Source organism: Desertibaculum subflavum (assembly GCA_003576705.1).
GTDB lineage: Bacteria > Pseudomonadota > Alphaproteobacteria > Ferrovibrionales > Ferrovibrionaceae > Desertibaculum > Desertibaculum subflavum.
This window is the reverse complement of record QOZS01000094.1, coordinates 1-10,672: the sequence shown is the minus strand read 5'-3', so window position 1 is coordinate 10,672 and position 10,672 is coordinate 1. Positions and strand designations below refer to the sequence as shown.

Sequence of the window (10,672 nt, the reverse complement as noted above, 5' to 3'; positions counted from 1 at the left end):
GCCGCCGGCGCCGGGCGCCGCCCCGTCCCTGCCTGCGGCGACGCCCGCTCCGGCACCGGCCGCGGTGCCGGATTCGACCGCGGCGTCGCCCACCGCCGCCGCGCCGCCGGCGGCCGAGGGCGCCCGCGTGGTGATCCGTGCCACGGCCGATTCCTGGGTCACTGTCTCCGGCGCCAACAACGAGGTGATCGTGCCCGGCCGCATCCTGCGCCCGGGCGACACGCTCCGCATCACCGGCCGGCCGGATGCGACGCTCTGGACCGGCAATCTCGGCGGCCTGGAAGTTTCGGTGGACGACAAGGCGATCCCGAGGCTCGGCCAGTCCGGGGAAAGCCGCCGCAACGTCTCGCTCGACCCCCAGCGCCTGCTGGCGGGCAATGCGGTGACGCGCTAGATCAGGGCCAACCTGTTCGAGGTGCCGGCATGAGCATTCGCGCCTATCGCGATATCCATCGGCGCAAGTCGCGGCAGATCCGCGTCGGCAATGTGCTGGTCGGCGGCGACGCGCCGATCACCGTGCAGACCATGACCAACACCTTGACCGCCGATGCCAAGGCGACGATCGAGCAGATCCGGCGCTGCGAGGCGGCCGGCGTCGACATCATCCGCGTCTCTTGCCCGGATCCGGAATCGACCGCCGCGCTGAAGCAGATCGTGCGCGCGGCCAATGTCCCGGTCGTCGCCGACATCCACTTCCACTACAAGCGCGCCATCGAGGCGGCCGAGGCGGGCGCGGCGTGCCTGCGCATCAATCCCGGCAATATCGGCAGCGCTGAGCGGGTGCGCGAGGTGGTGAAGGCGGCCAAGGATCATGGCTGCTCGATGCGGATCGGCGTCAATGCCGGCTCGCTCGAGCGCGACCTGCTGGAGAAATACGGCGAGCCCTGTCCCGAGGCGATGGTCGAGAGCGCGCTCGACCATATCCGCATCCTGGAAGACAACGACTTCCGCGAGATCAAGATCTCGGTCAAGGCCTCCGACGTCTTCCTCGCCGTCGCTGCCTATCAGGGCCTGGCCGAGGCCTGCGACTACCCGCTCCATATCGGCATCACCGAGGCGGGGGGCTTGCGCACCGGCACGGTGAAATCGGCGATCGGCTTGGGCTCCCTCCTCTGGGCCGGCATCGGCGACACCGTGCGCGTCTCGCTCTCGGCCGAGCCCGAGGAAGAAGTGAAGGTCGGCTTCGAGCTGCTCAAGGCGCTGGGCCTCCGCCACCGCGGCGTCAACGTGATCTCGTGTCCGTCCTGCGCGCGGCAGAATTTCGACGTCATCCGCACGGTCGAGGTGCTGGAGCAGCGCCTCGCCCACATCACCACGCCGATGACCTTGTCGGTGATCGGCTGCGTGGTGAACGGCCCGGGCGAGGCGCGCGAGACCGATATCGGCCTCACCGGCGGCGGCAACGACACGCACCAGGTCTATGTCGCCGGCCTGCCGCACCATCGGCTCAAGGACGAGAGCATCGTCGACCACCTGGTGAAGATGGTCGAGGCCAAGGCGGCCGAGATCGAGGCGGCGAAGCGGGCGGAGGCTCCGGAGGCCGCGGCATGATCAGCCGCCTCGCGCTGGCATCGCTGCTCTGCCTCGCCGCCACGGTGCCGGGTCAGGCGGCCGAACTGCTGTCGATCCGCGGCATCACCCGCACCGGCGAGGTGCTCTCGCGCTTCCGGCTCGACATCGCCAATGCCTCCGTGGTGGCGGTCTGCCGCATCCCGCGCGGCTGGTCGATCGGCGCGACCGATATCGGCAACGGCAATTCCTCGGTCTCGGGCGAGGCGGTGCCGGGCGCCGCGCCGCTGCGCGCCGCCACCGGCCCGGTGCTGGAGGACATGTTCCTGATCGACCAGCCGGAGCCGACCGCGCACCCGGCCCGCTTCCAGGGAACCGCCACGGTCGCCGCGCAAGGCAGCACCCAGCCGCCGCAGGACCGCCCGCTCGACGGCGGCAACATCGCGCTCAGCGCCGCCGAACGCTGCCCTTAGGCCCGCCGGAACATCAGCGTCGTCCGTACGTTCCTCGCTCACACGGTTTCAGTGATGCGAGGGTGCCATGGTCAAGCTCGGCTACAAGCTGATGTCGGAGGAGCACGGGCCGGCCGAGCTCGTGCGCAATGCGCGCCGGGCCGAGCAGGCCGGCTTCGATTTCGCCGCCATTTCCGACCACTTCTCGCCCTGGCTCGAAGAGCAGGGCTATTCGCCCTTCGCCTGGTCGGTGCTCGGCGCGGTTGCCGAGGCGACGCGCGGCATCGGTCTGATGACGGCGGTCACCTGCCCGATCATGCGCTATCACCCGGCCATCGTGGCGCAGGCCGCCGCCACCATCGCGGTGATGTCGCGCGGTCGCTTCACGCTCGGCCTCGGTGCCGGCGAGCGTCTCAACGAGCATGTGGTCGGCGCCGGCTGGCCCGGCGTGCGCGAGCGCCACGAGCGGCTGGCCGAAGCGCTCGACATCATCAGGGGCCTGCTGAAGGGCGAGTTGTCCAACTATCGCGGCGCGCATTTCCGGCTCGATCATGCGCGGCTGTTCGACCGGCCGAGCGCCGAGCCGCAGATCGTGGTCGCCGCCAGCGGGCCGCATTCGGCCGCGCTCGCCGCGCGCAAGGGCGACGGATTGATCGGCACCGCGCCCGATGCCGATCTGCTGAAGGCCTCTGCCGAGGCCGGCGGCCGGGGCCCGCGCTATGCCGAAGTCTCCCTCTGCTACGCGGAGAGCGAGGACGAGGCGCGGGAGACGGCGCATCGTTATCACCGCTGGGCGGTGGCCGGCTGGCCGGTGATGGCGGAACTGCGCGATTTGGAGGGCTTCGCCGCCGCCTCGGCGACGGTGACGCCCGATCAGGTGGCGGCGCAGGTCAGCTGCGGCCCCTCTGCCGATCGCCATCTCGAGGCGATCGACCGCTATATGAAGGCGGGCTTCGACCACATCATCCTGACCCAGATCGGGCCGGAGCAGGAGGCCTTCATCGGCCTGTTCGAGCGCGAACTGGCGCCGCCGCTGCGCCAGCGGAAAGCGGCCTGACGAAGGACGAGTAGGAAAGACGGTGCAGGGAATGTCCCTGCACCGTCGATCGCCGATAGGCTGGCGGGTAAGGATCAGCCCTGGTGGAAGACCGCGCCGGTCCGCGTGTTGATCCGCAGATCCACGACCTGTCCGTTCTTGGAGGCCTCGGTCCAGTAGATATCGCCGGACCGGTCGAACTCGCCGATGCCGGCATAGCCCAACCGCTGCAGCTCCTGTTTCAGGTACGCGGCGTCCATGTCGTGGCCGGGCTGAATGTAGTCGACCTCCGGCGTGCGATCGTTGCGCACCCGGCCGGTATCTGCATTGACGAAGATGTCGACAGGCTTGCCCATCTTCCGGCCGGTCACCAGCACCACATCGCCGTGCCGCTCGACCTCGCCAAGATTGCTGTAGCCGAGCTTGGTCAGCTGCGACTTGATCTCGTCGTTGGTGGTGGTGCGCGTCAGGTCGATCGCCACCGGCTTGGTCTCGTCATAGACCCGGCCGGTTTTCGCATCGACCACGATGTCGACCGGCTTGCCGGCATAGAACGCATCGGCCCGAATGATGTTGCCGGACTGCTTCACATCCGACAGCCCGGTGAAGCCGGCGCTCTGCAGGGCCTGCCGGATGTCGTTCATGCTCGAATTGCGATCCACCGACACCGCTTCCGGCAAGCTCCCCGCCGCGGCGGCGGTGCCGATCAGGGCCGAGGCGAGAATCGCTGCGGCCGTCATGTGTTTCATCATCGGTCGCCTCCTGGGTTTGGGTTTTCTTGCGCCTCAGGCGCGAAGGCCGCCCATGTCGGACGTGCCTCAAGTGCCAGCTCGGTTTCCGTGGCCGGCAACTGCGAGTCCAACGCCATGGCCGGAGGTGGGTTGCCGCTCCAGGCCTTCAAAGTAGAAATTGCTCGCAATAATAATTAGTCGGCATCTCGGCGAGATGGTCAACATAGAATGCAAATGAGCAGCGACGGCGATTCGGCGGCGTCACCGTCTTGCAGCGCCGGATCGCGCGCGTTACATCCGGGCACCCGCGTCCACGCGGGTAAGACCCTAGGAGAGAAGTGGTGAGCCAGCCTCAGCCGGTCCGCGGCACGCACGACCTGTTGCCCGACGATTTCCGCCGCCACGCCCATGTGGTGGGGGTGTCGCGGCACGTCGCGGCGCGGTTCGGCTATGCCGAGATGGCGACGCCGATCTTCGAGGTAACCGAGGTGTTCGCCCGCACCATGGGCGAGACCTCCGATGTCGTGTCGAAGGAGATGTACTCCTTCACCGACAAGGGCGGCGAGGCCATCACCTTGCGCCCCGAATACACCGCCGGCATCTGCCGTGCCTTCATCTCCAACGGACTGATGCAGAACGTTCCGGTGAAGGTCTTCGCCCACGGCCCGATGTTCCGCTACGAGCGGCCGCAGAAGGGCCGCCAGCGCCAGTTCCACCAGATCGATATCGAGGCGATCGGGGCGGCCGAGCCCGCCTGCGACGTCGAGATCATCGCCGTCGGCCACGAGATCCTGCGCGAGCTCGGCCTGATCGACAAGGCGACCTTGGAGCTGAACTCGCTCGGCGATCCGGAAAGCCGCGCCCACTATCGCCAGGTGCTGGTCGACTACTTCACCGGCCACAAGGACAAGCTCTCCAAGGACAGCCTGGAGCGGCTCGGCCGCAACCCGCTGCGCATCCTCGATTCCAAGGACGAAGGCGATCGCAAGATCGTGGCGAACGCACCGCTGCTCGAAGAGAGCTTCAACCAGGCGGCGCGCGACTTCTTCGCCGATGTGCGGCGCGGGCTCGACGCGCTCGGCATCGCCTACCACGTCAATCCGCGTCTCGTGCGCGGCCTCGACTACTACACCCACACGGCGTTCGAGTTCACCACCACGCATCTGGGTGCCCAGGGCGCGCTGATCGCCGGCGGCCGCTATGACGGCCTGATCGAGCAGCTCGGCGGCCCGCCGACACCGGGCATCGGCTGGGCCGGCGGCATCGAGCGCCTCGCCATGCTGGCCGGCGACGTCGCGGTGGCCGTACGCCCCGTCGCGCTGGTGCCGATCGGCGAGGCGGCGGAGCAGGCCGCGCCCGTGATGGCGCTCAAGCTGCGCCGTGCCGGCCTCGTGGTCGAGCTCGCCTACAAAGGCAAGGTCGGCCAGCGCATGAAGCGCGCCGACCGTGCCGGCGCCAGCCACGCCATCCTGGTCGGCGACGACGAGCTCAAAGCCGGCGAAGTCACCTTGCGCGACCTCAAGGACGGCAGTCAGGAAAAGCTGTCGCTCGATGCCGCGCTGGCCAAGCTCAAGGCGCGGGGATGATGAGTGCCGGCCATGCTGCCTGACGCCAAGCTGGAGCAGGTGCTGCGGCGGCATGACGAGCTGGCGGCGCAGCTCGCGGCGCCGTCCATCGCGCGCGAGCGCTTCGCGCAGATGTCGAAGGAGTTCGCCGAGCTCGAGCCCGTCGTCGAAGGCATCCGCAGCTACCGCGCGCTCAGGCAGGAGATCGACGACCTGGAAACGCTCGCCGCGGGCGACGACCGCGAGATGCGCGAGATGGCCGAAACCGAGCTCGCCGAGGCGAAGGCCAGGCTGCCGGAGCAGGAGCGCAACGTGCAGCTACTGCTGCTGCCCAAGGATGCCGATGACGAGCGCAACGCCATCCTGGAAGTGCGCGCCGGCACCGGCGGCGACGAGGCCTCGCTGTTCGCTGCCGCGCTGTTCCGCATGTACCAGCGCTACGCGGCGATCAAAGGCTGGCGCTTCGAGACTCTGTCGCTGAGCGAGACCGATCTCGGCGGCATCAAGGAAGCCTCGGCGACCATTTCCGGCCGCGGCGTCTTCGCGCGGCTGAAATTCGAGAGCGGCGTGCACCGCGTGCAGCGTGTGCCGGAGACCGAGGCCTCGGGACGCATCCACACCTCGGCCGCGACCGTTGCGGTGCTGCCGGAGGCGGAAGAGGTCGACATCAAGATCGAGGACAAGGATCTGCGCATCGACGTCTACCGCTCGCAGGGCGCCGGCGGCCAGCACGTCAACACCACCGACAGCGCGGTGCGCATCACCCATATCCCGACCGGCATCGCCGTGGCGCAGCAGACCGAGAAGTCGCAGCACAAGAACAAGGCCAAGGCGATGACCTTGCTGCGCGCGCGCCTCTACGAGATCGAGCGTAGCGCGCGCGACGCGGCGCGCGCCGCCGACCGCAAGGGCCAGGTCGGCTCCGGCGACCGGTCGGAGCGCATCCGCACCTACAACTTCCCGCAGGGGCGCGTCACCGACCATCGCATCGGCTTGACGCTCTACAAGATCGACAAGGTGATCGCCGGCGAGGCGCTCGACGAAGTGATCGATCCGCTGATCGCCGAGGATCAGGCGGCCCGGCTCGCCGCCGCCGAGGCGGCGTGACCACCGCCGGCGCCGCGCTCGAAGCCGGCGCCCGGCTTCTGCGCGAAGCGGGCATCGAGCGCGGCCGCCACGAGGCGCGCCTGCTGATGGCCTTCGCCTGCGACCTCGCGCCGGAAAAGGTCTTCGCCGAGCCCGAGGCCGAGCTGGCGCCGGCGGACGGCGACCGCTTCCTGGCGCTGGTGCGCCGCCGCGCCGGGCGCGAGCCGCTCTCCCACATCCTTGGCCGGCGCGAATTCTGGGGCCTCGATTTCGCCGTCGGCCCCGATGTGCTCGATCCCCGCGCCGATACCGAAACGGTGGTGGCCTTGGCGCTGGACCAGGTGACCGAACGCGCCGCGGCGCTCGACATCCTCGATCTCGGCACCGGTTCCGGCTGCATCCTGCTCGCTTTGCTGCACGAGCTGCCGAACGCCCGCGGGCTTGGCGTCGACCGCTCCACGGCGGCGCTCGCCATCGCCGCCGGCAATGCGCGCGCGCTCGGTCTCGCCGGCCGCGTGACTTTCGTCGAGAGCGACTGGGCCGGGGCGGTCGACCGCCGCTTCGATCTCGTGGTCAGCAACCCGCCCTACATCCGCTCCGGCGATATCGCAGGGCTGCAGCCCGAGGTGGCGCGCTATGAACCGCGTCAAGCGCTCGATGGGGGCATCGACGGTCTCGATGCCTATCGCGCCATCGCCGCCAAGCTTCCGGAACTGCTCAAGCCGGGCGGCCAAGCCATTCTGGAGATCGGTGCCGGCCAGGCCGACGAAGTTGCGGCCGTATTCGCCGCCGCCGGCGCCTCGCTGGTAGCCTCGCGCCGCGATCTCGCGGGCCATTTGCGGGCCCTGGCCTTCTGCTTAACCCGCGCAAAATAGATGTTGAATTCCAGGGGCTTTGCGGTACCTTCCTCTCAGCGCCGGCCGGGCGGATCCTTTATGGATCCGGCCCATCGTAAGAGCACAGAAGGTGCGACGGCCGAGAGCGCAGCGCCCCGCCCGGAACAGGCCTCCGCCCAGATATGCGGAACCACCCGGAAGCGGCGTGACCCCAAGACCCAGGCTTGGCCTATTGAGGCATGGCATCGGTAGGTAGGGCCCGGATCGAGAGACCCAGAGGAAGATGAGACCTGTGAACAAGCAGCGTCCGCGCGGCGGGCGTCCGAACAACGGCCGCAAGCCTCATATGGGCGGCGGCGGTGGTGGTGGTGGCGGCGGGCAGCGCAATTTCGACAGCAACGGGCCCGAAGTGAAGATCCGCGGCACTGCCGCGCATATCTTCGATCGCTATTGCCAGCTGGCCCGCGATGCCCATGCCTCCGGCGACCGCATCGCGGCGGAGAACTATCTCCAGCATGCGGAGCACTACTACCGGATCATGATGGCCAATGGCGGGTTCCAGCAGCAGCAGCAGAACCCGCAGCGCCCGCAGCAGCCGCAACAGCCGCAGCCGCAACAGGCCGGCGGTCAGCCGCAGCCGCAGCCGATGCCCGGCAACCAGCCGCAGCCGCCGGTGCAGGGGATTCCGGAATTCGAGGCCGACATGCTCGAGGCCGAGATCGAGATGGCCCAGGGCGAGCCGCCCCCGCAGGCGGGCTGAGCGGCCGGTCAGGTCACCGGCACGCCGGCCGGCAGCTTCAGTTCGGCCAGGACGAAGTAAGAGCGCGTGTCGCGTACGCCCGGCATGCGCAGCAGCGCCTTCATCGCAAAGTCGCTGAAGGCGGCGAGATCGGCCGCCACCACTTCCAGCAGGAAATCCATTGTGCCGCTGACGGCGTGCGCGGCCACCACCTCGTCGCGCGCGGCGATGGCGGCGCGAAAGGCCTCCACCGTCTCCTCCTGGTGGTCGCCGAGCGTGACCTCGACGAAAGCGCGCAACGCCCGGCCGAGCTTCGCCGGGTCCAGCACCGCGGCATAGCCCCGGATGATGCCCGCTTCCTCCAGCCGCTTGACCCGGCGCAGGCAGGGCGTCGCCGACAGGCCGACCCGCTCGGCCAGGTCGACCATGGCGACGCGGCCGTCGCGCTGCAGCTCGCGCAGGATGCGGCGGTCGATGGTGTCGAGGTCCGGCAGGGGTGAATTCGCGCCCATCCAGGCATCTCCGTAGAGGAATTCGCTAATTCAGTGCCAATTATAGCTTATTTTGGCGGGAAACGCTCCGGCCTCGCACCTATTCTCTCCGACATGATGGATGCGAAGCTGCGTGGCGACTACAGCAAGGCGGCGGCCGACGGCACGGTCGTCCAGGACTGGTCGGCTTACACCGCCGCCGAGCATGCGCTGTGGCGCCGGCTCTACGCCCGGCAGGCGGCACTGCTGCCGGCCTATGGCGCGCCGGCCGTGAACCGGTCGCTGGCGCGGCTCGATGCCGGCGGGGCGATTCCGGATTTCGCCCGGGTGAACCGCAGCCTCGCGGCAGCCACCGGCTGGCAGCTCGTCGCTGTGCCGGGTCTGGTCGACGACGCGGTGTTCTTCGCGCATCTCGCGGCGCGCCGCTTCCCGGTCACCGTGTGGCTGCGCCGGCCGGACGAGGTCGACTACCTCGCCGAGCCGGACATCTTCCACGACTTCTTCGGCCACGTGCCGCTGCTGTTCGATCCGGTCTTCGCCGATTTCATGCAGGCCTATGGCCGCCAGGGCCTCGCTGCCGCGGCGGCCGGCACGATCGGGCCGCTCGCCCGGCTCTACTGGTACACGGTGGAATTCGGACTGATCCGCGAGGCGGGCCGCCTCAAGGTCTACGGCGCCGGCATCCTGTCCTCGCGCACCGAGACGGTCTATGCGGTGGAGGATCGCCAGCCGCTGCGGCTGCGCTTCGACCTGCGCCGCATCATGCGCAGCGACTATCGCATCGACCGGCTGCAGGACACCTATTTCGTGATCGACGGCTATGACGAGCTGTTCGCGGCGCTGAACCGTGACCTTGCGGCCGAGCTCGGCGCGGCCGCGGCCGCCCCGGCGATCGCGCCCGGTGCCGTCGCGCCGGGCGACCGCTTCGAGACGATCATGCGGGCCGCCTGAGCTCCGCTCGGTTCGCCCGAATCAGTTTGCCAGCGCGGTGGCGACCGGGAAATCCATGCCGCGGCTGTCCACCACCGGGTACTGCGCCTTGGAGCGATATTCCTGGCTCAACTCCGGCAGCCGCGACTCGACATAGGACAGCGTCTCGCGCACCGAGACGACGCCGTCCTTCGGCGCGCCGTCGGCCGCACCCTTCAGCGCCTCCAGCACCGCATAGGTGAAGACGCCGTGGTTCAGGCGCACGATCTCGCCGGCGAGCTGGTCCTGCCCCGCGGCGGCGACGACATGCACGCCGGAAGCGCGGGCCAGCTGGCGCAGCGCCTTGCGCTCCTCGAAGCCGCGGAACGCCACCACGGCGCCGCCGGATTTGCAGGCATCGATCAGCATCAGCACCTTGCGGGCGCCGAGCTTGGCGATCTCCTGCTGCAGCATGGCGCCGGAGATACCGTGTTTCACCAGCTGCTCGTCGCGCTCCGGATAGACCACTTCGTGCGGCACGAAGTACCAGGTGCCGTCCTCGATCGTCATGCCGTGCCCGGCGAGGTAGATCACCACCAGGTCGTCCGGCTTGGTCGTGCGCAGCGCCGCGATCGATTGCAGGATGCCGCCCTGCGTCGCCTGCGCATTCAGCAGCTCGCGCACTTTCACGTCGCCGAACAGCCGCTTCTGGCGCTGGAAGAACTCGCTGACGCCCTTGGCGTCGGACACGCCGTAATTCAGGTTCAGGCCCGGGTTCTTGTATTCGTTGATGCCGACCGCCAGCACTTCGACGTTCGGCTTCACGCTCTGGATCTTGGCGGTGACCGTCACCTCGGCCGGCTCGCTCTCCACACGCGCCTTGGAGAAGGCGATGGCGCGGATCACGTTGCGGCCGGCCGCGAGCTCGATGCGGAAATTCTGCACCACGCGCTTGCCGCCGCCGCGCACGGTGACGGAAGCCGCGCGGTCGCCCTTGTCCTGCACCAGCTTGCCGTTGTGGTAGAGGCGCACCTCGTCGACATCGCCGCCGGCATCGGTGACCTGCACCACCACCTCGATATTGTCGGCATCGACCTCGGCGCCGTTCTTGGGCTCGATCAGCGCGACGGTCGGCGCCTTGGCGACGGTCTCGGTCAACGCCTTCGCGGTGGCGGTGGGCGGCGGCGCGGCCTTGGCGGCGAGCTGCTGGCGCAGCGCCTCGATCTCGGCGGCGGTCGGCGCGGCTGCGGGCGCCGGCAGTGACGGCGGCGGCGTCGGTGCGGGTGCCGGCGTTGGTGCCACCACCGGGGCGGGGGCG

Annotated in this window: 12 protein-coding genes; 9 read left to right on the top strand and 3 right to left on the bottom strand. The window is 69.2% G+C overall.

Annotated features, from left to right (window positions below; all coding sequences use genetic code 11):
• From DT074_RS26715 to DT074_RS26700, 4 genes are all read left to right on the top strand, one after another.
• On the top strand, positions 1-394 hold a 394-nt coding region (locus tag DT074_RS26715), incomplete at its 5' end, for a DUF4115 domain-containing protein (RefSeq protein ID WP_119422895.1).
• Positions 395-423: 29 nt separating this feature from the next.
• Positions 424-1,551 carry a flavodoxin-dependent (E)-4-hydroxy-3-methylbut-2-enyl-diphosphate synthase gene (gene ispG, locus DT074_RS26710; protein WP_119422894.1) on the top strand — a complete coding sequence of 376 codons (1,128 nt, stop codon included), beginning with the start codon at positions 424-426 and terminating at the stop codon, positions 1,549-1,551.
• Complete coding sequence (locus DT074_RS26705) at positions 1,548-1,982, top strand: hypothetical protein (protein WP_119422893.1); 435 nt, start codon at positions 1,548-1,550, stop codon at positions 1,980-1,982. The genes ispG and DT074_RS26705 overlap by 4 nt, the downstream gene beginning before the upstream one ends.
• A 67-nt stretch (positions 1,983-2,049) precedes the next feature.
• Positions 2,050-3,018 carry a TIGR03557 family F420-dependent LLM class oxidoreductase gene (locus tag DT074_RS26700; protein ID WP_119422892.1) on the top strand — a complete coding sequence of 323 codons (969 nt, stop codon included), beginning with the start codon at positions 2,050-2,052 and terminating at the stop codon, positions 3,016-3,018.
• Between the two features lie 74 nt (positions 3,019-3,092).
• Here DT074_RS26700 and DT074_RS26695 read toward each other — a convergent pair whose 3' ends face one another.
• Complete coding sequence (locus tag DT074_RS26695) at positions 3,093-3,737, bottom strand: PepSY domain-containing protein (protein ID WP_162915263.1); 645 nt, start codon at positions 3,735-3,737, stop codon at positions 3,093-3,095.
• Between the two features lie 332 nt (positions 3,738-4,069).
• Between DT074_RS26695 and hisS the strand changes: the two genes are divergently transcribed.
• From hisS to DT074_RS26675, 4 genes are all read left to right on the top strand, one after another.
• The gene (gene hisS, locus DT074_RS26690; protein ID WP_119422890.1) at positions 4,070-5,314 is read left to right on the top strand and encodes a histidine--tRNA ligase; all 1,245 of its coding nucleotides are present in this window, start codon (positions 4,070-4,072) and stop codon (positions 5,312-5,314) included.
• A gap of 12 nt (positions 5,315-5,326) precedes the next feature.
• On the top strand, positions 5,327-6,400 hold the full coding sequence (prfA, locus tag DT074_RS26685; RefSeq protein ID WP_119422897.1) for a peptide chain release factor 1: 1,074 nt from the start codon (positions 5,327-5,329) through the stop codon (positions 6,398-6,400).
• Positions 6,397-7,254 carry a peptide chain release factor N(5)-glutamine methyltransferase gene (gene prmC, locus DT074_RS26680; RefSeq protein WP_119422889.1) on the top strand — a complete coding sequence of 286 codons (858 nt, stop codon included), beginning with the start codon at positions 6,397-6,399 and terminating at the stop codon, positions 7,252-7,254. The genes prfA and prmC overlap by 4 nt, the downstream gene beginning before the upstream one ends.
• Before the next feature lie 253 nt (positions 7,255-7,507).
• Positions 7,508-7,975, top strand: a complete 468-nt coding sequence (locus DT074_RS26675; RefSeq protein WP_438503715.1) for a DUF4167 domain-containing protein — start codon at positions 7,508-7,510, stop codon at positions 7,973-7,975.
• 8 nt (positions 7,976-7,983) lie between these two features.
• Here the strand turns inward: DT074_RS26675 and DT074_RS26670 are convergent, their stop codons facing one another.
• Positions 7,984-8,466: an Lrp/AsnC family transcriptional regulator gene (locus tag DT074_RS26670; RefSeq protein WP_119422887.1), complete on the bottom strand. Its 483-nt coding sequence runs from the start codon at positions 8,464-8,466 to the stop codon at positions 7,984-7,986.
• A 93-nt stretch (positions 8,467-8,559) separates the two neighbouring features.
• Between DT074_RS26670 and phhA the strand changes: the two genes are divergently transcribed.
• Positions 8,560-9,396 carry a phenylalanine 4-monooxygenase gene (gene phhA / locus DT074_RS26665; RefSeq protein WP_368744934.1) on the top strand — a complete coding sequence of 279 codons (837 nt, stop codon included), beginning with the start codon at positions 8,560-8,562 and terminating at the stop codon, positions 9,394-9,396.
• A 21-nt stretch (positions 9,397-9,417) separates the two neighbouring features.
• Here phhA and DT074_RS26660 read toward each other — a convergent pair.
• Positions 9,418-10,672, bottom strand: a 1,255-nt coding sequence (locus DT074_RS26660; RefSeq protein WP_368744933.1) for a caspase family protein, incomplete at its 5' end; no start/stop codon positions are given.

What these genes read in the sequence shown, in the direction of transcription:
- DT074_RS26705 (WP_119422893.1), top strand. Translation starts at nt 1,548, where the DNA reads ATGATCAGCCGCCTCGCGCTGGCATCGCTGCTCTGCCTCGCCGCCACG.
- DT074_RS26670 (WP_119422887.1), bottom strand. Translation starts at nt 8,466, where the DNA reads ATGGGCGCGAATTCACCCCTGCCGGACCTCGACACCATCGACCGCCGC.
- ispG (WP_119422894.1), top strand. Translation starts at nt 424, where the DNA reads ATGAGCATTCGCGCCTATCGCGATATCCATCGGCGCAAGTCGCGGCAG.
- DT074_RS26700 (WP_119422892.1), top strand. Translation starts at nt 2,050, where the DNA reads ATGGTCAAGCTCGGCTACAAGCTGATGTCGGAGGAGCACGGGCCGGCC.
- phhA (WP_368744934.1), top strand. Translation starts at nt 8,560, where the DNA reads ATGATGGATGCGAAGCTGCGTGGCGACTACAGCAAGGCGGCGGCCGAC.
- DT074_RS26695 (WP_162915263.1), bottom strand. Translation starts at nt 3,737, where the DNA reads ATGACGGCCGCAGCGATTCTCGCCTCGGCCCTGATCGGCACCGCCGCC.
- prfA (WP_119422897.1), top strand. Translation starts at nt 5,327, where the DNA reads ATGCTGCCTGACGCCAAGCTGGAGCAGGTGCTGCGGCGGCATGACGAG.